Here is a 25167-nt window from a genome sequence, read left to right as displayed (position 1 = left end):
CATCAGCAGAAAACACCAATAAATGAAATTGTTTGCACTTTATAATGACAAAAAATGGAATAAATCAGCGACGGGAGCCAAACCATGTTGAACCGGCTGGAAATGCTGCGCATCTTTTGCGTGGCCGCGGAGTGCAGCAGCTTCAAGGAGGCGGCACAGCAACTGGGCAGCTCGCCACAGGCAGTAACCCGCGCCATCAAGGAACTGGAACAGCTATTGGGCGAAGTACTGTTCTACCGCAATACCCGCCATATCCGCATTACCGGCTTTGGTGCCAGCCTGGCAGTGCGGGCCAGGCAAACGGTGCGGGATATGGACCAACTGTTCCAGCACCAAGGCCCGCAGGCGGCGGATGAAATCAACGGGCTGGTGCGGATAACCGCCCCGGCCGCCATCGGGGATGCCTATCTGACACCGGCGCTGGCCAGCCTGCTGCCATTGCACCCCGGCTTGCGGGTGGATTTGCGCTTGTCGGACGTGTTGAGCAATGCAGTGGACGAGCAGATCGACATCGGCATCCGGGTGGGCTTCATGCGTGACAGCCGGGTGATTGCCCGCGCCGTGTGCCCGGTGCCGTTTCACATCGTGGCCAGCCCGGCCCTGCTGGCCCGTTGCGGCACCCCCAGCACGCTGGCCGAGCTGGAAGCGCTGCCGGTAACGGTGAGCCTGGACCCGAATACCGGCAAACCCTGGCCATGGTTTCTGGCTGATGAGCAACAGTGGCAGCCACCTGCCCCGGTATTCATGGCCAGCGATACCCGCGCCGAATGCCAGGCCGTGCTTGGTGGCATCGGCTTTGGCCAGCTGGCTGGCTTCATGGCTGCGCCGCTATTGGCCAGCGGTCAGCTGCAAGCGGTATTGCCGCAACTGGCCCCAAGGCCATGGCAGCTTTATCTGTACCGGCCACAGCGCGGGCCGGTACCCGCCCGTATCCGCGCGGTGTTCGAGCACTTGCTGCAACACTTCAGTCAGACCGCGTTTTTCCGCTGAATCAACATGACAAAGGCGCAGCCAGGCCACGCCCGGACTGCGCCGCTTCGCTTCACATCATCCTTGTTACTGCTGTTTGCGATCCTGCTCGTACTCTCCCCACATGGCATTCAAAATGCCCAGCGATACGGCAAAACCGATACCCAATACCCAAGCGAAGTACCACATCTTGCTCTCCTCTCAATACGCGCTGTGATTGTTTTCCCGCACATAGGCGGCGGTCACCTTGCCGCCCATCACCTTGTAGGCCCAGCGGGTGTACAGAATGATCAAGGGCATGAAGATCAGTGTGGCCACCAGCATCAGCTGCAACGTGAGCTGGCTGGACACGCTGTCCCACACCGTCAGGCTGGACGCCGGATGGCTGGACGATGGCATCACGAAGGGGAACATGCTGACACCAGCCGTACCGATGACTCCGGCCAGCCCCACGGCTGAGGCCCAGAAGGCGGCAAAACTGCGGCCACCACGCAAGAGCAGCATGGCGACAATACAGCCCAGATAGCCGGTGACTGGCAACAACATGGCCAGCGGCCAGCGCTGGTAATTGCCCAGCCAGGCCCCGGCCACACGGCTGACAGTTTTGGCCAGCGGGTCTGGCAGCGCATCCGGCTGTACGGCCGAGCTGATCACATAGCCGTCAATCCCCCGCGCCAGCCAGATGCCAGCCAGGGTGAAACCGGCCAGCCAGATCAGCCCCGTCACCCGCACCCAGGCTTGCGCACGCTGCTGGATGGCACCTTCGGTACGGTGAGCCAGATACACCCCGCCGTGGAAGCTGATCATGGCGCTGGACACCACGCCACACAGCAGGGCAAACGGATTGAGCAGGCCCCAGAAACTGCCGTCGTAGGTGGACAGCAGATTGTTGTCGAAATGAAAGGGCACGCCTTGCAGCAAATTGCCAAAGGCCACGCCAAAAATCAGCGGCGGAATGGTGCCACCGACAAACAGGCCCCAGTCCCATACCGAACGCCAGGTCGGGTTGTCTATCTTGCTGCGGTAGTCAAAGCCCACCGGGCGGAAAAACAGCGCCCACAACACCAGCAGCATGGCCCAGTAAAAACCGGAAAACGCGGTGGCATACACCAGCGGCCAGGCGGCAAAAATGGCCCCGCCACCGGTGATGAACCATACCTGGTTGCCATCCCAGTGCGGGCCGACGGTGTTGATCACCACCCGCCGTTCGGTATCGTCCTTGCCGACAAAGGGCAACAGCGTGCCCACACCCATATCGTGACCATCCATGATGGCAAAACCGACCAGCAAGACGCCAACCAGCAGCCACCAGATCACCTTCAGACTTGCATAATCCAGCATGATTATTCCTTTGTGCTGTGCACGAAGCAGCACAACAGCCCTGCCGCAATACAGCAGCAGATGTGTTGTAAGCCGATATCAGTGAGCGGTTTCATGGTCGTAGCGGCCAGTACCCAGACTGCCCGGCCCCTGACGGGCAAAGCGCACCATCAGCATCATTTCCACCACCAGCAGCACAGTGTAGAAACCGACAAAACCCGCCAGCGAACCGTACAGCGACTCCACCGACAAGGTGGATACCGACAGCCGGGTGGGCAGCACGCCGTAGATGGTCCACGGCTGGCGGCCGTATTCCGCCACCACCCAGCCCAGCTCGCAGGACAGCCACGGCAGCGGCAGGCAGCACAAGGCCAGCTTGAGCAAGCGCGGACGGTGCTGGAAATCGCCCTTGAGCGAAGCCCAGAACGACCAGCCGAACAGCAGCAGCATGGCCATGCCCATGCCCACCATCAGCCGGAACGACCAGAACATCGGTGCCACGCGAGGAATGGTGTCGCGCGCGGCGGCATCAATCATCTGCGGCGTGGCCGTGGCCATATTGGCGGTGTACTTCTTCAGCAGCAGGCCAAAGCCCAGATCCTGCTTGTGCGCTTCCAGAACCTTTAGTGCAGCACTGTCCTTACGATTGCGCCGCACGGCTTCCAGCGCCTGCACCGCCAGCATGCCGGACTGAATGCGCAAGCGGTTTTGCGCCATGATTTCGTGGATGCCGGGAATCTGCTTGCTGACCGAGCGGGTGCCAATCAGGCCCATCACCCAGGGAATGCTCACCTGCCAGTCGTTTTCCATGCGTGTTTCATTGGGCCAGGCCAGCAGGTTGAACGACGCGGGGGCCGGCTCGGTATGCCACATGGCCTCAATGGCGGCCAGCTTGGTCTGCTGCGCCTCGCCCACGGTGTAACCGGACTCATCCCCCAGCACAATCACCGAACAGATGCTGGCAAAGCCAAACGCCGCGGCAATGCGGAAGCTCTTGCGGGCAAACTCCACATTGCGTCCGCGCAGCAGATACCAGCTGGAAATGGACAATACGAACATGGCCCCGGTGACATAGCCGGCGCTGACGGTATGCACGAACTTGGCCTGGGCATCCGGATTGAACAGCAGCGCGGCAAAGTCGGTCATTTCCATGCGCATGGTCTGGTAGCTGAATTCCGCGCCCACCGGGTTCTGCATCCAGCCATTGGCAATCAATATCCACAAGGCCGACAGATTGGTACCGATAGCCATCAGGATGGTCACCAGCAAATGCTGCTTGCGCGACAGGCGGTTCCAGCCAAAAAAGAACAGGCCGATCATGGTGGACTCCAGGAAGAAAGCCATCAGGCCTTCAATCGCCAGCGGTGCGCCGAAAATATCGCCCACATAGTGCGAGTAATACGCCCAGTTGGTACCAAACTGGAATTCCATGGTGATGCCGGTTGTCACCCCCAGCGCAAAGTTGATGCCAAACAGCTTGCCCCAGAAACGGGTCATGTCCTGATACACCTGCTTGCCGGTCATCACCCATACCGCCTCCATGATGACCAGCATCCACACCATGCCGATGGTGAGCGGCACAAACAGAAAGTGGTAAAGCGCCGTCACGGCGAACTGCAGTCGCGATAAATCGACGACATTATCTAGCATTGTTTTTCTCCAGTTGTTGGCTGCTGTGCGCCGGATTCAGCACCTTGCCGGCGACGGAATCGGCATCCACCGCCACGCGGTAAGGCGCGATGAATGCCTTCCAGATGATCAGCAGCAGTACCACCTTGATAGCGATGATCCAGGCCAGCTCACGGCTCAGCTTGCTTGATGTCTTCTTCATGGGCTGATTCCCCTTGTCAGGGTAAACAGAGCCACACCAGCCATTCCGGTAAGGCCCACCCTGCATGGCAGTGCTGATTGCAAGTGCCATGCCAGCAGCCAGAGGGCGAATATTCGCTGTATTGACGGCATTTTCCGGGCTAACATGACACTTTCGTCATGTCAAAATCGTCACCATGTCACCACTCACCACCGCCGCCAGCCTGGACACCATCAGCCGCATGCTGGATGAACTGGACGAGCCACGCATCGTCATTACCGAACAGTTTGAAATCCTGCATGCCAACCCGGCGTATCAAGCCCTGTATGGCCAGGTGGTGGGTCAGCGCTGTCATGCGGCATCCCATGGCTATCAGCGGCCTTGCAATGAAGAGGGCGAATCCTGCCCCTTGCAAATGACGCTAAGCAGCGGCCAGCCAGAGCGGGTACTGCACATTCACCGCACCGCGCATGGCGAAGAGCATGTGGATGTGGAATTGATGCCACTGGCCGACATCAGCGGCCACCGCCATTTGTTCATCGAGAAAATGCAGCACCTGCCGCAAGCCAGCAGCCAGCCGGTGCCGGACAAGATGGTGGGACGCAGCCCGGCATTTCGCAGCATGCTGCTACTGGCGCAACGCGCGGCCCCATCCCACGCCGCGGTGCTGTTGATTGGCGAATCCGGCACCGGCAAGGAAGGCCTGGCCCGTGCCATCCACAATAGTGGCGGCGATGCCAGGCGGCCATTCATTGCCGTGGACTGCGCCAGCCTGACCGAAACCCTGCTGGAAAGTGAATTGTTCGGCTATGAAAAAGGCGCATTTACCGGCGCACAGCAGCGCAAGCAGGGCCTGGTGGAAGCGGCCGATGGCGGCACGCTGTTTCTGGATGAAATCGGTGACCTGCCCTTGTCGCAGCAGGTGAAACTACTGCGCTTGCTGGAAAGCGGCAGCTTCCGCCGGGTGGGGGGCATCCACAGCATACCGGCCAATTTCCGCCTGATTGCCGCCACCCATCGCGATCTGGCGCTCATGGTGGCCGAAGGCAGCTTCCGCGCCGACCTTTACTACCGGCTGGCCGTGTTTCCCATCCGCCTGCCGCCGCTGCGCGAACGGCGCGAGGACATTCCGCTGCTGGCCGCCGCCCTGCTGGAACGGGTGGCACCGGGCCGACAATTAAAACTGGACGCCGACGCCCGACAATGGCTGGTAGAACAAGCCTTCCACGGCAATATCCGTGAACTGCGCAATCTGCTGGAGCGCGCCAGCCTGCTGAGCGACGGCGAGCATATCAGCCGCGAGCACCTGAATGCGCCATCCGGCCTGCAAACCGACAGCATGCCCCAGCCCGCAACACTGGCACAGCGGCAGCCCTTCCAGTGCGGCCTGCTGCCATTGGCCGAAGTACAGGCCCGCTATCTGCAATGGGCGGTTCGCCATAGCCAGCTGGGCCGCAAGGAACTGGCAACCCGCCTGCAAATCACCGAACGCACGCTGTATCGCCAACTGGCGGCGCTGGAAAAGAAAACCCCCACCTGATGGGCGGGGGCAAAGAGATTGCAACCTTGGTGAAGCAGTCTCAAGCAATCTTTGTTCCAGCAGGCCGGGCCGCCAGGCGGATCAGCCGTGCCAGACACAGCAGTCCGGCTCAACAAGCAGCCTGACAATCAGCCGCGGCCAACAGCCAGGCCGGCCTGCTGCGAAAGGCAATCAAAAAGGCAATCAAAAAGGAAGCATCCTTTTGAATACATTGCGTTTTTCCATCATCACATGCGCCACGCCACCGGCAACGTGCAGGCCAATCAGCATGGCCAGCAGATAAGCGCTCACCGAGTGCAACTCGCCGAACAAGGACGACAGCTCGCGGTTCTTCTCCATCAGTACCGGCAGCTCCACAGTATCAAACAGCACCAGCACATGGCCCGCCGCATTGGTTTTCAGCCAGCCCAGTAAAGGCACCAGCACCATGCCGGCATACAGCAGCGTGTGCGCCAGCTTCTCCACCCGGTACTGCAAGGTGGCAGGTGCATTTACCGAAGCCGGTATCTTGCTCCGGTAGGCAAAGCGGCAAAACAGGCGCAAGGCGGAAAATGCAAGCACCAGCACACCGATGGAACGATGCAGGTCCAGCAGCTCGGTTGCGTCATCCAGCAGCCAGCCGGTGACCAGATTGGCGGCAATCCCGCCCGCAACCAGCCAGTGCGCCAGGATGATCAGCAAGGGGTAGCGCCTGGCCGATTGCCCTGCATGGCCTGAAGAAGCGGATAGTTCTCCGGACATTTCCATCAACGCTCTCCTTTCAATTCAGATAGTTATGGTATTTTTTCTTGATCGGATTGACGTCACTCAAAGCGGATTTGGCTCCCGCCAGATTATTCGCCTTAATTTGCGTATCAACCGCAGCAAGCTGAAATTGCAGTTTCTGCATACCTTCCTTGTACAAGGCCGGGTCAGCCCGCCAGGCCTGTTCGCCGGCCAGCTTGGCATCGTTCTGCAAGCGGGAGAAATTCTGGGAAAACTCAGGCATGGACTTGCTGGCCATTGCCTGCTGCATGGCCACTTTCATGTCCTTCATCAGTTTCTTCACTTCACCGGCCTGTGCAGCAGACGCCAGAGAGAAAGACAGCAAGGCAATGGAAAGCACGGCACAGGTTTTTTGCATGAAACGAGACATTGGGTACCCCTTCTGGATGGATGGGGCCATGTTAAAAGGCAGTGCTTAACGCAAACTTAAAGCCGCGCAATGGCAAAAAAATGGCAAATCCGGCATGACAGCCAGCGCTTGCCATCGCATTGCGCGCCCCGGCCTGTCTGACACAGCGCTGCTCTTGCCGTCCGCAATACAGCGCAAGCCCACATCATCCTAGGTGGATATGCGTATCGTCCATTCATGACATATTCATTAGAATCATGCAGCTTCATGAACAGATGGCCCGCACTGCACATGCCTGCTGCCAACCCGCCAGGCCTGGCAGCATCCCAATCGCACAGTACCAATATTCAGTCGCGGCACCCCGCGCACGGTACGGTCAGCCATCACGCCGGTGCAAGCGCCGCCTTCATACAGAACAATGGATTGAACCCACATGCGTCTGAACTCTGCTCTCGGTCACAATAAAAACCAGAAAACAGTCAACAACTGGCTGGAGCGGCTACCAAGGGGCGATCTGCGTGGCAGCGGCGAACAACTCATCGAGATACACGGCTTCATTTGCCAGAATGCCGTACAGCCCGCACAGCGGCTGGCGCTGCAACAGCAATTGTTCGATCACGTCTGCCGCTGGCTGCACCAGCTGGAAATCCAGTTCAGTGAAAATGCCTGCAACCACCCTGCCGTGCGCCTGGCGCGCATGGGCAGCAAGGTTTTGCAGCACCTGCTGGAACCGCTGCTGCAGGACCTGCGCAGCACACTCAGCAGCCGACCGCTGCTGACCTGGCGAAGACGCGCCTTGCAACAACTGACACTGGCACTGTGTGTGGCCAGACGCTATGCCAGCTTTGCCCTGCGCTGTCATGTGGAATTGAATGGCAGCTTCTGGCTGGCCACCCACTACCTGTACTACAACGCCAGCCAGCACAACTGGTTGCAGCATCAGCTGCCTGACGGTCAAAGCATCCTGCACGGCTACCACCAGCTCCAGCTGATGGGCATCACCGATGGCAAGAACCTGAGCCCCAGGGAAGTCGAAGCCACCCTGCTGTGGACTGCGCGCCTGGCGGACAAGGTGGCACTTCAGCCACTGCCCGCCGCCGATGCAGCCAGGGCCGGACATCTTTACTTGCTGGACCTCACCCGCGGTGCCCCTCCCCAATTCCTGCTGGAAACCGACGCCCTCCCCCAGCGCGAGCACTGCCTGTCCTGCGACCTTGGCGCAGCCATGGATGCACTGAAGGCCCATACCGGCCACGCAGGCATTCCCGGCCGCGATGCCTTGTCGGTCATCGTCGCGCAAAGGCTGATGGATGGCTGGCAATCACCCCGCCGTCGCCGTCATCAGCGCCAGGCCGTGATGCAGTCCATGGCGCTGATCGCGCAAATGCGCTCCATCCGCCAGATACTGGGCGGTGGCGCCGTCCGGCCGGACATGCAGGCCAGAATGCGCGACCGCATGCCGCCATCGCAGATATCCATCTTCCAGGCCATCAACAAGAGTGAAAGCGGCTTGCTGCTACGTGGCGACCCGGGCTACCAGTCACTGAAAATCGGCGAACTGCTGCTGATTGCCGACAAACAGGCACACCGTACCCCATCGCTGTATGCCGTGCGTTGGACCGCAGTATCCGAACACGCCAATGAAGTCTCCTGCGGCGCAGAACTGATAGGCAGCGACCCGGAAGCGGTCGATGTCATCCCGCTGGCAGCCGGCCAGCACGCCAGCTATCAGCCAGCATTGCGTCTGCCTGCCGCCGATGGCGACCACAATGCCGACCTGCTCATCATCCCCGGACACTCCTTGCTGCGCGGCAAGGAATTCCGCCTGCGCGACCAGCGCGGCGAACACCGGGTAAAGGTGACGCGCATGCACATGAATACCGGCCTGTATCAGGCCATGGAATTCCAGCCTGCAAGCTGACAGCCGCTGACAAAAAACCTGCTGCTGCCTTGCGCCCTCTTGCCCTACTTTTAGTACGGGCTGCGTCGGCCTGCATTGCCGCAGGGGCGCCACGCTGCCTCCTTAGCCGCTTCAAGAGCAAAAAACCTGCTAGCCGTAATGGCTGCAAGGCATCAGGCAGCCCAGCCTGCGCCCGGCAAGGCCGCACCCGTATCAGTCACTATGGCTCAGCAAGCCGTCACCGGCCAGCAAACGCGCTGCCAAGCGGACAATCTCCTCCACCCCGTCCCAATCGCTGCCCGGCCCGGCACAAGACAAGCCATCTCCAGCAGACAGCTTTCCAGCAGGCCAGAACTTTCCCAGCCCGCCCGCCTCCAATCACGCCATCCGCCAACAGGCCCTGCCGTATAATGAGCCGCCCGCCAGCACAGCAAGCCAGCCGGGCAGCCAAATCAAGGAGCACCCACCCGCATGTGGAACAGATTCACCAACCTGGGCGACCTCGCCGTCATGCTGCCGCTGGCCGCCACCATTGCCGTATGGCTGGCCGCGCAGAAGCAATTTTCCAGCAGCCTGCGCTGGCTACTGGCCTTCGGCAGTGCCGGGCTGCTGGTCGCCATTAGCAAGATCGCCTTTATCGGCTGGGGCATAGGCAGTAGCGATTTCGACTTTACCGGCATCAGCGGCCACACCATGCTGGCCACCGCCACCCTGCCGGTACTGCTATACCTGCTAAGTCGCGCCTGGCTACCGCGCCACAGCACCCTGGCACTGGCCACAGGCTGGCTGGGCGGCGCAGCCATAGGCTACTCGCGCCTGGAAGTCCACGCCCACTCGCTATCCGAAGTAGTACTGGGGTTTGCCTGTGGTTTGCTGGTCAGCAGCTGGTTTGCCAGTAAAACTGCAGAACGCTACAGCAGCAAAGCGGCAGTCTGCCTGCTGATACCAGCGCTGGTGGTATTCAACCTGCAATTTGGCAACAAGGCACCGGGGCAGGACATCATCACCCGGCTGGCATTGGCCATTTCCCAACACGAAAAACCCTACAGCCGTACTGACCTGCACGCTGAGTCCATGACTGGACAAAACGGCAGGCGGCCTTGAACGTGCCGGACAATAAAAAAAGCCTGATGAAATCATCAGGCTTTTTTACAGCTGGCAAACAGCTTCAGAACATGTTTACACGGCAACAGCGGCGGTGCCGGAAACTTTTTTCTTGCGCAGGCGCAGCAACACTGCAGCCAGACCAACACCCATCAGGGCGTAGGTTTCCGGTTCCGGAACCGGGGAAATCGACAGGTTGTAGTTGTAATAAGCAGACAGCTTGGTGCCGGAGAAAATGCTGCCAGTCAGCGTCAGCTTGTAAAGACCGGCTGCCAGCGGGGACTGGTCGAAAGAGGAAGACCAGGTAGAAGTATGGCTAGACTGGGCAAAGGAAGCGGTATCAGTCCATACCGAAGTCCAGCTACTGCCGGTTTTTTGCCACAGGGTAGCGGCAATGCTTTGCAAAGCGGAAGTACCTGTACCGGCTTTCTTGTACAGGAATACGCTGCCAGCCACTTCACTCAGGGAGTCCAGGGAGAACACGGTGGACTGAGAGAAGGAAGTAGAAGTTGTGCCGTTTACATTAACGGTAACCGGGGAAATCGGTGCCAAAACGGTGTCTGCAGCAGCATGACCTGCAGCAAAAGACATAACGGAGGCGATGGACGCACTAACCAGCAGCTTTTTGAACTTGCTCATTGACGAACTCCCTGAAGGATTTTGTATTTAAACGCTCTTGAAGACAGATACGGCCCAGAGCAATTCACGAAGATTTGCCAATACATCCATACTGCATCTGACCGACATACATATCTTTAACTTCTTTACATGGCCGAACTATAAAGCAGTGCTGGCAGATTGTCTTTCAAGCCTTTTTTACAAATACCCATCCTGTTCGTCTTTTCCTTCATTCCCAGCACATCCACGCCTGCCGAACAGCTCCACTATTAAACTTTGCTAGCAAATCAGCCTGTTACATCCTAGGTAAGCCCATGCAATTTCTGCGCAACAGGTAGGATTCTGCTATGGCATTAAATTAACAAAACAAATCATATATGTTAATTGATTTATATTTACTATTGAAATAACATGCAAGCCTGAGTTTTCAACATTTAACTACAAATAACATCGCCATCATCAAGTCCAGCCGCTGCAATTCCAAACAGGCCGACACTTGTCTTGCCTCCTTCAAAACTTGTTAACAATTTTGATCACCGCTCGAGAAACCAGCTCAAAAATTTGGCCATCGCGTAAAATTTCTTTGCCGTACTGTCGGTTTTTCGCAGCATTTATGCAACACGGATAGCAATACTTCCAGCAGAACAAGCAGATAGCCCTGTTCTGACATCAGGACTTTTCACCGCCAAACCACTCCCCCAGCATGCTTTTGATCACCGCCGCATTGAAGCGTGGCATGCGCCCGTCTGCCCAATCCTGACGGCCAAGGTGGTAGTTGAATCGTTCAAACTGGGCCGGTTGGCCGGGGGAATTATTGCGGGAATACAGCGTCACCCACGGGTCGCCCTCCCGCCAGGCAATGGCCACCGGCACGCCTTCCACTTCGCCCGACCACAGCTGGTCGCTTTCACAAAAGTGGACATCATCCAGCAGCACCATACTGACGATGGGCGCCAGGCCGCCGCGCTGGGCATAAAAGCGGCGCAAGTGCCGGCACAGCCGTTCCTTGCTGCCCACCGGCGCGTGCGCACCACGCAGCAAGAAGTAATTGCAGCTACAACTCATGCTGCCCGGGTCGACACGGTAACATTTACCCGGCGTGATACTGCTATGCATGATGACAGCGGGAAAATCCAGCGGCGGAAAGGTAAGACGATCACGCACAAAAGGGCCGCCACTTCTGGCCGCCGCCTCATCACTACGCCGGCGCGGCTGGGATGCAGGTGGAAGCTGGATTTCGGCGCAGGACGGCAATGCCACGTCCCGCTGCCCGCTCCGCTCAGCCCAGACAGCACCCAGCCAGGTGGCAAGCCCGGCAATGACAAAACCTGACACAACCAACACCAGCATGCTCAGCCACATATTTCCCCCGAAAACACATTCTCATTGTTATTGACTACTTTGCTTCGGCAGACTGCTTGTTCCAGCCCCGCCGCACCGACATTCATGACAAGCGATGCATGTGTTGTAGTGTATCCAACCCTTGTTTACTAATTTCCGCCGCATGCCTTGATCATGAAAAAACCGGCCAGTGGCCGGTTTTTTCATGATCTGCTTCTACATCAACAAAGCAGGATCAGCGCGATTTGACAAAGGGCACGCCAATGGCCTTAGGTGCTACCGCACGACCAACAAAACCAGCCAGCAGCAACACAGTCAGTACATAAGGAATGACCTGAATGGCTTGCGACGGAATCTGGCCGACGATAGGCAGATCCACACCTTCCAGCCGGATTTGCAGCGCATCGGCAAAGGCAAACAGCAAGCAGCCCAATACCGCCGGCAGTGGGCGCCATTTACCGAAGATGAGTGCCGCCAGTGCCAGAAAGCCCTTGCCCGCCGTCATCTCCTTGATAAAGGAACCGGTCTGGTACACCGACAGGAAGGTGCCGGCCATGCCGCACAGCACGCCACCCCAGAACAGCGCGATATAGCGCACCCGCGCGACAGAAACACCAGCGGTATCTGCCGCATGCGGGTTTTCGCCCACCGCGCGCAGGCGCAGGCCAAAGCGGCTGCGGTATACCACCCAGCTCACCAAGGGGATGATGAGGATGGTGAGGTAGACCAGAATGCTGTGGCCGGACAAGAGCTTGCTATACAGCTGACCGATAACAGGCACATTCGACAAGGCATCGGCAAACGGCAGGGCGATGTCGTGAAAGCGCGAATCATCATCCAGTTGCGGCGTATTACCACCTTGCTGGAACCAGGCTAGCCCCAGCACCGGCGTAATACCGGAGGCAATGGTATTGATTGCCATACCGGAAATCAGCTGGTTGCCGTTATAAGTCACCGAAACAAAGGCATGAACCATGGCCATGCTGACTGCCGCCATCACCCCGGCCAACAGGCCCAGCCAGGGCGAATGAGTGACAAAGGCCGCCGCGCCGGAGGCAAACGCCGCCACCAGCATCTTGCCTTCCAGGCCGATGTCCACCACGCCGGAACGTTCGGAGAACATGCCAGCCAAGGCGGCCAGCACCAACGGCGTGGCCACGCGGATGGTTGAATCAAGCAGACTGAGCCATTGCTCCATCACTTATCCTCCTTGCGTTTGAACAGCCCGGCGATGAAGGGCTCAAACAGGTTTTCCAGCGCACCGCAGAACAGGATGATCAAACCCTGGATGAAGATGATCATCTCGCGGGTAATCACCGGCTTTTCAAACGACAGCTCCAGCCCGCCCTGGGTCAGGCCGCCAAACAGCAAGGCGGACAGGATGATGCCTACCGGATGGTTGCGCCCCATCAGCGCCACGGCAATGCCGACAAAACCGACGCCATTGGTAAAGGACACATTCATGCGATGGGTGGAACCCAGCAGTTCGTTGATGGCAGCAAAACCGGACAGCGCACCGGAGATGCACATGGCCAGCATGATGGTTTTGCTGACATTGATACCGGCATAGCGCGCCGCGCTTTCGTTCACGCCGACGGTACGCAGCTGGAAGCCCCAGCGGCTATGCCACACCAGCAGGTAGAACAGCACGCAGGCCAGCAAGGCCATGATGAAAGTCAGGTTGAGCGGCGTATTGGGCAGTTCGATCCCCACACCAGCAGCCAGCTGATGCAGGGCCGGAATCCAGGCATTGTGACCGAACTCACGCGTGGTGGGGTTTTGCGAGCCGGCTTCAATCAGGTGATGGCCAATCAGGTACAACATCAGCGAATAGGCGATGAAGTTGAACATGATGGTGGTTACCACAATGTGGCTGCCACGCTTGGCCTGCAACCAGCCCGGGACGAAGGCCCAGGCCGCACCAAAGCCCATGGCTGCCAGAATACACAGCGGCACCAGCACCAAGGGTGGCAGGGTGTGGTCAAACGCCAGCACCACCAGCGTGACGCCAAGGCCAGCCAGATAGGCCTGCCCTTCCCCGCCAATATTGAACAGCCCGGCGTGAAAAGCCGTAGCCACGGCCAGACCGGTAAAAATGAAACCGGTGGTGTAAAACAGCGTGTAGCCGATGCCCTCACCACTGCCAAAAGCACCGCTGACCAAGAGCTGCAGGCATTCCCACGGATCTTCGCCAATCAGCCAGGTAACAAAACCGGTCACCAGCAAGGCGGCCAGCAGATTGAGTACCGGCAGCACGCTTAATTGCGCCCAGCGCGGCAAGGTGGACGGTTGTCCGAATTTCACTGTTTATGCCCCCCCATCAACAAGCCCAGCGATATGGTGTCGGCTTCTTTGGCCGCCACTTCGCCACTGATCTGCCCGCCCGCCATCACCAGGATGCGGTCGGACAAGGCCAGAATTTCTTCCAGTTCCACCGACACCAGCAAGATGGCCTTGCCGGCATCGCGCAATTCCACCAGCCGGCGGTGGATGAACTCGATGGCACCGATATCCACCCCGCGCGTGGGCTGGCCGATCAGCAGCAAGTCCGGGTTGGCGTGAATTTCGCGTGCCAGCACCACTTTTTGCTGATTACCGCCGGACAGCAGGCCCACACGCAGCTGGGCATTGTCCGGACGGATGTCAAACTGGCGGATGAAGTCACGGGTACGCGCCAGCAGTGCCTGACGGGAAAACAAGCCGCGGCGGCTGATGGTCTTGTCGTTGTGGTAGCCAAGAATGGCGTTTTCGAACATGGGGAAAGATTTCACCAGCCCCTCGCGCGAACGGTCTTCCGGCACATGGGCAATACCCTTCTGGCGATACAGCGCAGCACGTGGCTGGCTGGACTTTTCCTGCAGCAAGTCCTGGCCGTGATAGCGGATTTCACCACTGGTGGGTTCCACCATGCCGGCCAGCACTTCCAGCAGCTCGGACTGGCCATTGCCGGAAACGCCAGCGATGCCGACGATCTCACCGGCACGCACCTGAAAATCCAGCCCGTCCAGCAGCTTGACGCCGCGTGCATCTGTCAGGCTCAGGCCACGCACCTCCAGCACGGCTGTGCCGGGCGTGCGCTCGGCCTTGTCGACCTTCAGCGATACCTTGCGCCCCACCATAAGGTCGGCCAGTTTTTCCTTGTCGACATCGGCAGTGCGCACATTACCCACCACGGTACCGGCACGCATCACGCTCACCGCATCGGTAATGTCCATCACCTCGCGCAGCTTGTGGGTGATCAGGATCACCGTCTTGCCCTGTTCGCGCAGCGCACGCAGGATGCAGAACAGGTGATCGGCCTCTTGCGGTGTCAGCACCGCAGTGGGCTCGTCCAGAATCAGTACATCGGCACCGCGATACAGTGCCTTGAGAATTTCCACCCGCTGTTGCAGGCCCACGCCCAGCTCGCCCACCAGGGCGTCCGGGTCCACTTCCAGCGAATAATCGCGATTGAGCTGCAGCAAATGCGCCCGCGCCTGCTCCATGCCCTGCTTGAGCAGCAGGCCGCCTTCGGCCCCCAGCACAATGTTTTCCAGCACGGTAAAGGTATCCACCAGCATGAAGTGCTGATGCACCATGCCGATACCCAGCCGGATGGCTTCCTGGCTGTTACGGATGCGCACCTCACGGCCATTCACCCGGATGCTGCCGCTGTCGGCCTGGTAATAGCCGTACAGAATGCTCATCAGCGTGGATTTGCCCGCGCCGTTTTCCCCGATGATGCCGTGTATGGAGCCCTTGGCGATGTGCATGGACACATCGCGATTGGCCTGCACCGCACCAAAGCGCTTGCTGATGCCAGCCAGTTCGATGGCGAAATCAGTCATGCCTGTATTTCCCCGCATGCAATGAATCCCGGCCAGGCCACAAGAACCAAACAGGCACGAGAGCCGAAGCCATCGTGCCTGCAGTCCTCCCGGGCCGCAGCCGGGAAAAGGTCATCTAAAGACTTACTTCACCGGACAGCTGTTGTTGGTGCGATAGTCCACCACGCTGAGCTTGCCGCTGATGATGTCCTTCTTGGCCGCGCCAATCTTCTTTTCCATATCGGCAGAAATCAGCTTGCGGTTGTTGGCATCCAGCGCCCAGTCCACGCCGCCTTCCTTCAGGCCCATGACCTTGACTTCCGGCTTCCAGCTGCCATCCTTGGCGGACTTGAAGGTGTCGTACACCGCATTGTCCACGCGCTTGACCATGGAGGTCAGCACAAAGCCCGGATAGAGGTGGTTCTGGTTGCTGTCCACGCCAATGGACAGCTTGTTGGCAGTCTTGGCGGCCTGCAGCACACCCAGGCCAGTACCACCGGCAGCGGCAAACACCACGTCCACACCACGGTCAAACTGGCTCTTGGCCAGTTCGGTACCACGTGCCGGGTCGTTGAAAGCCTGCGGGGTAGTACCGGTCATGTTCTGGATGACTTCGGTTTTCTTGTTGGCGTACTTGGCACCCTGCACATAGCCACAGCCAAAGGCGCGGATCAGCGGCACGTCCATGCCACCGATATAACCCACCTTGCCAGACTTGGAGGCCAGCGCAGCAGCCATGCCCACCAGGAAGGAGCCTTCCTGTTCCTTGAACACGATGCTCTGTACGTTCGGCCCCTTGGCCACGGAATCAATAATGGTGAATTTCACCTTGGGGAATTCCTTGGCCACGGTTTCCACCGCCTGGGTGAAGGAGAAGCCAACGGAGACGATCAGGTCGGCATCCTTGCGTGCCAGGTTGCGCAGCAGTTGTTCTTTCTGCGCTTCGGAAGCGATGGTGCCCTCACGGTAGCTGATCTTGAATTCCTTCTTGAAACGTTCTGCGCCGTTGAACGCCGCCTCGTTGAAGCTCTTGTCGAACTTGCCAGCCTGGTCGTAAATCACTGCCGGGCTGAAATCCTTGGCAAAGCTTGTGCCAGCCAGTACGGACAGGGCAACGGCAAGGCTTGCACGTTTCAATTGAATGGTCATATCAGGAACTCTTGGTTTTGTTGGTCAACAGGCTTGTGCCGGACATGCCAGCACAGGCAGCTTCGGGAAGCCCCACCTTCCGCATTGGCTATTTTGCACACATCACCTTGTTGTAGCTAAACCGAAATCAGCCAACAAGGCGGTATTTCAATCTGATGGGCGCGGCGAATTGTAATGAGGGGGAAATTGACTGTAAACATTTTCCTCTCGACTTTGAAATACCCTGTCGCAAAGCTGGGTGTTGCGCGCAACAAAACCGCACCATGCTGCGCCCAACGCCATAAAACACATGCCAACATGCCATGACAAAACAGAAAATATGACGACTTGACCGGTGCAAGGCAAGATTGCACTGTCTTCCCCTTACCCCTTGCTGTGTCAAATCAGCCACGTCATGGCCAGCCACATATCCAAGCCGGGCGCAAAGCCCTACAATCGCGGCCTTGTTCCTGACCATACCACCATGCTACCCATCCTCTACCGCGACCCGCAGCTGATCGCCATCCACAAGCCATCCAACCTGCTGGTGCATCGCTCCGAACTGGACCGTCACGAAACCCGCTTTGCCATCCAGCTGCTGCGTGATCAGATCGGCCAGCGCGTTTATCCGGTACACCGGCTGGACAAGGGCACATCCGGCGTCTTGCTGTTTGCGCTGGACAAGGACAGTGCACGCGAGATGAGCTGGCAATTCGAACGCCAGCAAGTCAGCAAGCGCTATCTGGCGGTAGTGCGCGGCCATCCGGCTGAATCCGGCCATATCGACCACGCCCTCAGCCGCCGCGTGGACGACCTGGCCTGGCTGGGCGAGAAGGTGCAACCGGGCCCGCAGGAAGCGCAAACCGACTACCGCCGCCTGGCCACGGTGGAGCTGCCCATTGCAGTGGACCGCTACCCCAGCAGCCGCTATGCGCTGGTTGAGCTGTCGCCGCTCACCGGCCGTCGCCACCAGCTGCGTCGCCACATGAAGCACATCGCCCATCCCATCATTGGCGATGCCACCCACGGCAAGGGCGTGCACAACCGCATGTTTGCCGAGCACTTTGGCAGCCAGCGCATGTTGCTGGCCTGCATGGAAATGCAAATCACCCACCCGCTGACCGGCGCAGTCATCCAGTTGACCTGTCCGCTGGCGGAAGACTTTGCCAGCGTGGTGCGCGCACTGGGCTGGGAGCATGCGCTACCCGCCAACTGGCTGCCCGCCGTCTGATGTGCGGTCAAATCCGCTACAATGCCGCCATTGTCTTAGAAAGCTGATGCATGCTGAGTTATCGCCACGCCTTTCACGCCGGCAACCATGCCGACGTGCTCAAGCACCTGATTGAAATTGCCGTACTGGACTACCTGGGCCAGAAAGACAAACCCTACTGGTATATCGATACCCATGCCGGTGCCGGTGGTTACGCGCTGCAACAGGGTTATGCGGCCAAGAATGCCGAATACCTGAGCGGCATTGCCCGCCTGTGGGACCGTACCGACCTGCCACCCGCCGTGGCGGCCTATGTGGATGTGGTAAGGGAAATGAACCCGGACGGCGAATTGCGCTACTACCCCGGCTCACCCTGGTGTGCCGCCGCCGTGATGCCGCAAAGCGACAAGCTGCGCCTGTTCGAACTGCACCCCACCGACTTTCAGCTGCTGGAGCAGAACTTTGGCGGCCATCCGCGCCGCACCCAGTTGCAACAGGCCAATGGCTTTGAAGGCATCAAGGCCATCCTGCCGCCACCTCCGCGCCGTGGCCTGGTGCTGATCGACCCGCCGTATGAGGACAAGCGCGACTACCAGCACGTGGTGACCGCACTGAAAGAAGGCCTGAAGCGTTTTGCCACCGGGGTTTACGCGGTGTGGTACCCCTGCCTGCAACGCGCCGAAATGAAAGAACTACCCAAAGAGCTGAAAAAACTGCCCGCCAAGAGCTGGCTGCGGGCCGAATTGCATGTGCAGGCGCCATCGGCAGACGGCTTTGGCATGTACGGCAGCGGCATGTTCCTGCTCAACCCGCCGTGGACCCTGCCGGCCATGCTCAAAGAAGTCCTGCCCTATCTGGTTGAACACCTGGGCCAGGATGCCAAAGCCAGCTTCATTCTGGAAACCGGCGGCGATCTTTAAACCGCTCCCCGTTCCCGCTCCATTACGCCATGCCACCCTACGAGGTGGCATTTCTGTTTCCACACCCTGCAGACGCAAAAAAGCCGACCCGCAGGTCGGCTTTTGTCTGACAACCAGGCCGGCTTATTTCAGCAGCTTGCTGATGTCCTTGGCTTCCCAGTGCGGGAAGTGCTTGCGCACCAGCTGGTTGAATTCCAGCTCGAAAGCACGCAGGCGGGCCAGTTCGTCGCTCACCGGCTCGGCGCTGGATTCGGCCGCAGCCGTCACCATGCCCGCAGCGGCAGTGGCATTGGACAGGCGGTCGATAATGATGAAGCTACCGGTGCCACGGCACTGGGCATAGGCATCAAACACTACCGGGGCGTTAAGCTCCACGCGGCACAGGGCGATTTCGTTCAGTGCCAGCTCTTGCGCGTCAAACTGCTGCAGCGAGTTGACATCAACACGGTGCTCGATGGCAGCCACACGCCCGCTCACCACCTTGCCCGCCAGCTTGAAACCGTATTCCTTGCCCACCACCAGCGCTGCCTCGGCCATCCACACCACATGGGCGTCGAATGCCTGCGCCACATTGGGTTGCTGCTCGCCGGCACGCACAATCATGTCGCCGCGGGAAATGTCGATTTCATCTTCCAATGTCAGGGTAATGGCCTGACCGACAAAAGCAGAGGGCTGATTGCCTTCAAAGGTGACCACTTCCTTCACCTTGCTGCGCTTGCCGGATGGCAGGGCCACAATGGCGTCACCCGGCTTCACTTCACCCGCCACCACGGTGCCGCAGAAACCGCGGAAATCCAGATTCGGGCGGTTGACGTACTGTACCGGCAGGCGGAAGGCTTCCAGCGCTACGTCATGGCTTACCTGTACGCTTTCCAGCAGCTCCATCAGGGTGGCTCCCTGATACCAGCCCATGTTTTCGCTGCGGGTCACCACGTTGTCACCACGCAGGGCGGAGATCGGCACGAAGCGGATGTCCGGAATGGTCAGGTGCTCGGAAAAGGCCAGGTATTCTTCACGGATACGGTCGTAAACTTCCTGGCTGTGCTCTACCAGGTCCATCTTGTTGATGGCCACAATCACGTGCTTGATGCCCAGCAGGCTGACAATGAAGCTGTGACGACGGGTCTGGGTTTGCACACCACGGCGCGCGTCAATCAGGATCACCGCCAGATTGCAGGTGGAAGCTCCGGTGGCCATGTTGCGGGTGTACTGCTCGTGCCCCGGGCAGTCGGCAATGATGAACTTGCGCTTTTCGGTGCTGAAGTAGCGATAGGCCACGTCGATGGTGATGCCTTGCTCACGCTCGGCCTGCAAACCATCCACCAGCAAGGCCAGGTCGATTTCCTGGTCGGTGGTGTTGTACTTTTTCGAGTCACGCTCGATTGCCGCCAACTGGTCTTCGAAAATCAGCTTGGAGTCGTGCAGCAGGCGGCCAATCAGGGTGGATTTGCCATCATCAACATTGCCACAGGTGATGAAGCGCAGCATGTCCTTGTTTTCATGCTGCTTCAGGTATTCCAGGATATCGCTGGCAATCAGCTCGGACTGGTGAGACATGATCGTTCTTTCCGCTGTAGCCCACCGCCAGGGCGATGGGCATCAATTCTTCAGAGTGGTGACTGGATGGAGCCGGGCTTAGAAATAGCCTTCCATCTTTTTCTTTTCCATTGAACCGGCCTGATCATGGTCGATCAGACGGCCCTGACGCTCACTGGTGGTGGTCAGCAGCATTTCCTGGATGACCTCCGGCAGCGTGGCGGCAGTGGACTCCACCGCACCAGTCAGCGGGTAACAGCCCAGCGTACGGAAGCGCACCTGCTTCTTGGTGATGCTGGCTTTTTGCTCGGGCGTCAGGTATTCCAGGATGCGGTCGTCATCAATCATCACCAGCGTGCCATTGAGGTTGACCACTTCACGCTCGGCGGCGAAATACAGCGGCACGATGTCGATGTTTTCCAGGTAGATGTACTGCCAGATATCCAGCTCGGTCCAGTTGGACAGCGGGAACACGCGGATGCTCTCGCCCTTGTCGATCTTGCTGTTGTAGATGTTCCAGAGTTCCGGACGCTGGTTTTTCGGGTCCCAGCGGTGGTTCTTGTCGCGGAAGGAATACACGCGCTCCTTGGCGCGGGACTTCTCTTCGTCACGGCGCGCGCCACCAAATGCCGCATCAAAACCGTATTTGTTCAGCGCCTGCTTCAGGCCTTCGGTCTTCATCACGTCGGTGTGCTTGGCACTGCCTACGGTGAACGGGTTGACGTTAGCCTTCACGCCCTCTTCATTCACATGCACGATCAGGTCCCAGCCTTCGGCTGCCTGCTTGTCGCGCAGCGCATACATATCCTTGAACTTCCAGGTGGTGTCCACATGCATCAGCGGGAACGGCGGCTTGCCCGGCGCAAATGCCTTACGCGCCAGATGCAGCATCACGGCAGAGTCCTTGCCGATACTGTACAACATGACCGGATTTTCAAATTCCGCTGCAACTTCACGGATGATGTGGATCGACTCGGCTTCCAGCTGCTTGAGATGAGTCAGCTTTTGTTGACTGATGTTCATGATTCCCGCCTGTTCCTGGCCTGTCTGCACTCTTGGCGAGCACAGCATGATGGTTTGCTTGACGCTCAATGTACCGGAAGCACTGCTTTTTTCCAAAATCAGTTGGATATATCAATATGCACTATCCAAGTGAAAATTCAGTCCAAAGAGCAATAACGCAATGCTGATTAAGCCATGCCGTGCCGCCTGTTTCGCCATATAGTGACAAGCAGGGAGAAAACATCATGAACCGCGACAACAATAATGCGGAATACCAGGTCAGCCGCCGTATCCAGTGCCGCGATGGCAGCGTGCTATTACTGTGCGGCCTGGATGGCCAGCGCTATCTGCTGGATCCACTGACAGCCACTGACAACCGCCCGGCACCTGCGCACGGCCTGCTTGCCAGCCCGGACACGACAACCCAGCTGGCCGGGCTGCAATACAGCTGTTACCCGATGGGTGACAACCAGCTGCTCAGCGACACACTGACCAGCAAACCGGATGACCGCACAGCCGCCGGCATGCTGTGCGACTGCATGGAAGCATTGCTTCACCTGCAGCGGCATCAACTGATCCTGCCGCGACTGGATGCAGAACACATCCTCCTGGACCAGCAAGGGCAGGCCTGCCTGCTGGCCGGGCAAGCCACGACCGCAACGGACCAAGCACCATTACAAGACAATGTTCGACAGGCCGGGCAGCTGTTTTACCACCTGCTCACCGGTAGGCCGCATGGCAACCTGCCACTACAGCAATTGCGACCGGATCTGGACCCGGAACTGCACCAGCTTTGCCAGAGCTTGCTGGATTGCCATGCAGAAGCCAGCACAGTCAGCCGTGCCGCCCTCGCCCAGTTGCAAGACTGGCTGGTCCGGCAGCAGCGCTTCATCCGCAGCGAGGGCAATCAGCAGGCTGCATTGCAGCAACTATTGCAGCGCATGCGTCACAATCCGGATTTCCCCGCGCTGTCGCAGGCCATCAATGCCATCAATCACATCGGCAATGCCGACAGTGAAAGACTGCAGGTACTGGCGGAAATCATCCTCAAGGATTTCTCACTCACCAACAAACTGCTGCGGGTGGTCAATACTGCCAATTTCAGCCAATTCGGCGGCGCAGTCAGTACCATTTCGCGCGCCATCGTCATTCTCGGATTTGACACCATCCGCAACCTGGCACTGACGCTGCTGCTGTTTGAACACATGCACAACCGCAGCCATGCCCAGGAAGTCCGTGACGTCGCCACCAGCGCGCTGTTTTGTGGCTTGCTGGCCCGCAGCCTGGCCCGGCACAGCCGTATGCAAGAGGCAGAAGAAGCACTGATATGCGGCATGTTCCAGCAACTGGGTGAATTGCTGTGCGTGTACTACTTCCGCAATGAATATCACCTGATCCGCAAGAAAACCGAGACCGGCAGCAGCCCGGCACAGGCAGTACAACATACGCTAGGCATTTCCTATGCCGCCCTGGGCAGCAGCACAGCCGAAGCCTGGAGCTTTCCCGAACGCATCGTCAGCAGCCTGGAACCTTACCCACCAGGCCCGGTTCGACAGCCACAGCACAATGCCGCCCGGCTGCGCATGCTGGGTAACCTCGCGCAGGAGCTTACCCAGTTGCTGTCCAGCCCCGGTACCGCAAACACCACGCAAGCCCAACAACTCCTCACCCGCTATGCGCGCGCCTTGCCACTGGAAATCAACAGCCTTCATGCCGTCATTGCTGAAACCCAGGCAGAATTTGCCAGCACGCTGCATGAATGGAGCAATGAAGTACATGTGCAGGGCAAGGCCCAACAGCTGAAAGGTGCCACACTGGGCACGCATCCGGACAGCAAGCCAGCCGCACCGGCAGCCGAGCTGGAATCCAGTTGCCTCGCCTCCGGCCCTGCCACCACATCCTTGCTATCCAGTGGCATACAGGAAGTCACGTCCACCCTGCTCGGCAATTACCAGCTTAACGACCTGCTGCGGATGATTCTGGAAATCATGTACCGCGCAGTAGGCTTTGATCACGTGGTGCTTTGCACCAAAGACCCGCGACAAAACATGCTGCAGGCCCGCTTCGGCTTTGGAGAAAACACCGCAGCCTTGCTGCCGGTTTTCAAAGTGGACCTGCAGCAGCAGGACAATGCCTTCTGCATCGCCATGGAACGCAATGTCGACATCTTTATCGAAGACGCCAGTGCAGCAGCCATCAGTAGCCATATTCCGACATGGTATAGACAACTCAATCTTGCCCAGACATTTATCATCTTTCCGCTGGTACTGGAAAAGAGGAAAATAGGCTTTCTTTACGGTGATAAAAAGCAGGCACACAGCCTGCCCTTGCGGCCAGACGAACTGAATCTTCTCAAGACGCTACGCAACCAGGCCTTGCTGGCCATTCGCCAACAGCAGAACTGACCCAGCCAGAGAAACCGCTTGCCTTCATTAACCCCGACCACCACAGCACTGACCCGCAGAAGCCTGCTACGACATGGTCTGGCCGTTGCCGGTGCCGGGCTGCTGCAAGCCTGTCGCACACCAACACGGCCCACCACCATTACCACTACACCTAACGCCATGCCCATGCAAAATCACGAAATTGCGCTACTTGCCTGCTCAGGAACACTACCCAACGCCTTGCAGCGTCAGCATGGCGTGGATCGTTTGCAGCAAGCCGGGTTCAGCATCAGCAACCGCAACGCCATAGACAGACAGTACCAGCGCTTCGCCGGCACCGATCAGGAACGGCTGCAAGACCTCAACCAGCTGACACAGCGGCAAGACATGCCGCGCATGCTGCTGGCGGGTCGTGGTGGATATGGCGCATGCCGCCTGCTGCAGGACATTGATTACCAGCGACTGTGCCCAATGCTCAAGGAAGCAGGCACCCAGATCATGGGCTACAGCGACTTCACCGCCATTCAGCTTGCCCTGCTGGCCAAAGGGGGCGTTGGCAGCTTCGCCGGCCCCATGCTGTACAGCGACTTTGGCGGCCGCAAACTCAGCCCGATGACCATGCAGCATTTCATTCAGGCAACAACAAGCGAAAACTGGACTGTCTTCACACCAACGCCACAAACCAGCACCGCAACAGGTGAAGGCATATTCTGGGGCGGCAATCTGAGCGTCTTGTCCAGCCTGGTCGGCAGTCCTTTTCTGCCAGACATCCAGGGTGGCCTGTTATTTCTGGAGGACGTTGGCGAGCAACCTTACCGACTGGAACGCATGCTGCAACAGCTCTACCTGGCAGGCATTTTGCAGCGGCAAAAAGCCATTTTTCTGGGTGATTTCGCCATGGGCCGCATCGTGGATGCCTACGATGCAGGCTACACACTGGACACCGTGATTGCACAAATACGCAGCCAGCTAAAAATCCCCGTTTTCACCGGCATTCCCTTCGGACACATTCACGACAAGACTACCCTGCCACTGGGCTATCCAGCCCACTTTGCCGCGGATGAAACCGGCCTGACACTCACTTTCAGTCACTATCCGGCACACTCCCCCTCCGGACTCACACTGGACCGGCTGCTGACGGAAAGCTAAGCGCACCAATGCAAAAAGCCACCCCAGGGTGGCTTTTTGTTTGACTCTGCACGCTTTCGAGGCCGCAAATTAGTGTCAATTTTCCTCATGAGCAGTACCAATCCGCCAGCATTGCGCATGGCTGTTACCGCAGCCCAAAAGCACAAAGCCCAGCTCGGTTGAGCTGGGCTTCGAAGGGGGAGTCTGGCAGTGTCCTACTTTCACATGGCGAATGCCACACTATCATCGGCGCTAAGGCGTTTCACGGTCCTGTTCGGGATGGGAAGGCGTGGGACCACCTCGCTATGGCCACCAGACATAAACTGTCAACAAACTT

The 25167-nt window shown here is 58.5% G+C and carries 22 protein-coding genes and 1 rRNA gene; 8 read left to right on the top strand and 15 right to left on the bottom strand.

The window, feature by feature from the left end; translation table 11 throughout:
* The first annotated feature begins 84 nt into the window (after window positions 1-84).
* Window positions 85-990, top strand: a complete 906-nt coding sequence (locus tag JHD62_RS10885) for a LysR family transcriptional regulator (protein ID WP_199102903.1) — start codon at window positions 85-87, stop codon at window positions 988-990.
* Window positions 991-1056: 66 nt separating this feature from the next.
* On the opposite strand, the gene cydX is transcribed toward JHD62_RS10885, so the two are convergent.
* The 4 genes from cydX to cydP all read right to left on the bottom strand — a co-directional run bounded on the left by cydX (window position 1057) and on the right by cydP (window position 4120).
* Complete coding sequence (gene cydX, locus JHD62_RS10880; RefSeq protein WP_131361055.1) at window positions 1057-1158, bottom strand: cytochrome bd-I oxidase subunit CydX; 102 nt, start codon at window positions 1156-1158, stop codon at window positions 1057-1059.
* Window positions 1159-1170: 12 nt separating this feature from the next.
* Window positions 1171-2310: a cytochrome d ubiquinol oxidase subunit II gene (gene cydB / locus JHD62_RS10875; protein WP_199102902.1), complete on the bottom strand. Its 1140-nt coding sequence runs from the start codon at window positions 2308-2310 to the stop codon at window positions 1171-1173.
* Between the two features lie 78 nt (window positions 2311-2388).
* Window positions 2389-3939 carry a cytochrome ubiquinol oxidase subunit I gene (locus JHD62_RS10870; protein WP_199102901.1) on the bottom strand — a complete coding sequence of 517 codons (1551 nt, stop codon included), beginning with the start codon at window positions 3937-3939 and terminating at the stop codon, window positions 2389-2391.
* A complete protein-coding gene (gene cydP / locus JHD62_RS10865) occupies window positions 3929-4120 on the bottom strand; it encodes a cytochrome oxidase putative small subunit CydP (protein ID WP_199102900.1) in 192 nt (63 codons plus the stop codon). Before cydP ends, JHD62_RS10870 begins: the two co-directional genes overlap by 11 nt.
* Before the next feature lie 175 nt (window positions 4121-4295).
* On the opposite strand from cydP, the gene JHD62_RS10860 reads away from it, so the two are divergent.
* Entirely contained in the window at window positions 4296-5639 is a 1344-nt protein-coding gene (locus JHD62_RS10860) for a sigma-54-dependent Fis family transcriptional regulator (protein WP_199102899.1), read from the top strand.
* 183 nt (window positions 5640-5822) lie between these two features.
* On the opposite strand, the gene JHD62_RS10855 is transcribed toward JHD62_RS10860, so the two are convergent.
* Both JHD62_RS10855 and JHD62_RS10850 read right to left on the bottom strand, forming a co-directional pair.
* Entirely contained in the window at window positions 5823-6386 is a 564-nt protein-coding gene (locus tag JHD62_RS10855) for a cytochrome b (RefSeq protein WP_199102898.1), read from the bottom strand.
* Between the two features lie 13 nt (window positions 6387-6399).
* On the bottom strand, window positions 6400-6774 hold the full coding sequence (locus tag JHD62_RS10850) for a cytochrome b562 (protein ID WP_045844743.1): 375 nt from the start codon (window positions 6772-6774) through the stop codon (window positions 6400-6402).
* A 412-nt stretch (window positions 6775-7186) separates the two neighbouring features.
* Between JHD62_RS10850 and JHD62_RS10845 the strand changes: the two genes are divergently transcribed.
* Complete coding sequence (locus tag JHD62_RS10845; protein ID WP_199102897.1) at window positions 7187-8674, top strand: hypothetical protein; 1488 nt, start codon at window positions 7187-7189, stop codon at window positions 8672-8674.
* A gap of 450 nt (window positions 8675-9124) precedes the next feature.
* On the top strand, window positions 9125-9757 hold the full coding sequence (locus tag JHD62_RS10840) for a phosphatase PAP2 family protein (protein WP_199102896.1): 633 nt from the start codon (window positions 9125-9127) through the stop codon (window positions 9755-9757).
* Window positions 9758-9832: 75 nt separating this feature from the next.
* Here JHD62_RS10840 and JHD62_RS10835 read toward each other — a convergent pair whose 3' ends face one another.
* The 6 genes from JHD62_RS10835 to JHD62_RS10810 form a co-directional block, all read right to left on the bottom strand.
* Window positions 9833-10396 (bottom strand): FxDxF family PEP-CTERM protein, encoded by a 564-nt coding sequence (locus tag JHD62_RS10835; protein WP_199102895.1) that lies wholly within the window; start codon window positions 10394-10396, stop codon window positions 9833-9835.
* A gap of 648 nt (window positions 10397-11044) precedes the next feature.
* Window positions 11045-11725 carry a hypothetical protein gene (locus JHD62_RS10830; RefSeq protein ID WP_199102894.1) on the bottom strand — a complete coding sequence of 227 codons (681 nt, stop codon included), beginning with the start codon at window positions 11723-11725 and terminating at the stop codon, window positions 11045-11047.
* Window positions 11726-11951: 226 nt separating this feature from the next.
* Entirely contained in the window at window positions 11952-12914 is a 963-nt protein-coding gene (locus tag JHD62_RS10825) for an ABC transporter permease (RefSeq protein ID WP_199102893.1), read from the bottom strand.
* The gene (locus JHD62_RS10820; RefSeq protein ID WP_199102892.1) at window positions 12914-14020 is read right to left on the bottom strand and encodes an ABC transporter permease; all 1107 of its coding nucleotides are present in this window, start codon (window positions 14018-14020) and stop codon (window positions 12914-12916) included. The genes JHD62_RS10825 and JHD62_RS10820 overlap by 1 nt, the downstream gene beginning before the upstream one ends.
* The gene (locus JHD62_RS10815) at window positions 14017-15543 is read right to left on the bottom strand and encodes an ABC transporter ATP-binding protein (protein WP_199102891.1); all 1527 of its coding nucleotides are present in this window, start codon (window positions 15541-15543) and stop codon (window positions 14017-14019) included. Before JHD62_RS10815 ends, JHD62_RS10820 begins: the two co-directional genes overlap by 4 nt.
* Before the next feature lie 123 nt (window positions 15544-15666).
* Window positions 15667-16671, bottom strand: a complete 1005-nt coding sequence (locus tag JHD62_RS10810) for a BMP family protein (protein ID WP_045848108.1) — start codon at window positions 16669-16671, stop codon at window positions 15667-15669.
* A 463-nt stretch (window positions 16672-17134) separates the two neighbouring features.
* Here JHD62_RS10810 and JHD62_RS10805 point away from each other — a divergent pair, with 463 nt between their 5' ends.
* Together JHD62_RS10805 and JHD62_RS10800 are read left to right on the top strand one after the other, a co-directional pair.
* Window positions 17135-17881, top strand: a complete 747-nt coding sequence (locus JHD62_RS10805) for a tRNA pseudouridine(65) synthase TruC (RefSeq protein WP_199102927.1) — start codon at window positions 17135-17137, stop codon at window positions 17879-17881.
* A gap of 50 nt (window positions 17882-17931) precedes the next feature.
* A complete protein-coding gene (locus tag JHD62_RS10800) occupies window positions 17932-18780 on the top strand; it encodes a 23S rRNA (adenine(2030)-N(6))-methyltransferase RlmJ (RefSeq protein ID WP_199102890.1) in 849 nt (282 codons plus the stop codon).
* 123 nt (window positions 18781-18903) lie between these two features.
* On the opposite strand, the gene cysN is transcribed toward JHD62_RS10800, so the two are convergent.
* Together cysN and cysD are read right to left on the bottom strand one after the other, a co-directional pair.
* Complete coding sequence (gene cysN, locus JHD62_RS10795; protein WP_233160851.1) at window positions 18904-20337, bottom strand: sulfate adenylyltransferase subunit CysN; 1434 nt, start codon at window positions 20335-20337, stop codon at window positions 18904-18906.
* A gap of 78 nt (window positions 20338-20415) precedes the next feature.
* Window positions 20416-21339, bottom strand: coding sequence for a sulfate adenylyltransferase subunit CysD (gene cysD, locus JHD62_RS10790; RefSeq protein ID WP_045848721.1), 924 nt, complete (start codon window positions 21337-21339; stop codon window positions 20416-20418).
* A 224-nt stretch (window positions 21340-21563) separates the two neighbouring features.
* Between cysD and JHD62_RS10785 the strand changes: the two genes are divergently transcribed.
* Window positions 21564-23723 carry an HDOD domain-containing protein gene (locus tag JHD62_RS10785; RefSeq protein ID WP_199102889.1) on the top strand — a complete coding sequence of 720 codons (2160 nt, stop codon included), beginning with the start codon at window positions 21564-21566 and terminating at the stop codon, window positions 23721-23723.
* An 18-nt stretch (window positions 23724-23741) separates the two neighbouring features.
* Window positions 23742-24851 (top strand): LD-carboxypeptidase, encoded by a 1110-nt coding sequence (locus JHD62_RS10780; protein ID WP_233160850.1) that lies wholly within the window; start codon window positions 23742-23744, stop codon window positions 24849-24851.
* Window positions 24852-25032: 181 nt separating this feature from the next.
* Here JHD62_RS10780 and rrf read toward each other — a convergent pair.
* A 5S ribosomal RNA gene (gene rrf / locus JHD62_RS10775) occupies window positions 25033-25147 on the bottom strand.
* Window positions 25148-25167 lie beyond the last annotated feature (20 nt).

It is taken from the genome of Aquitalea sp. ASV11, from assembly GCF_016429185.1.
In the GTDB taxonomy this organism is placed as follows: domain Bacteria; phylum Pseudomonadota; class Gammaproteobacteria; order Burkholderiales; family Chromobacteriaceae; genus Aquitalea; species Aquitalea pelogenes.
This window is presented reverse-complemented; position numbering and strand designations above follow the sequence as displayed.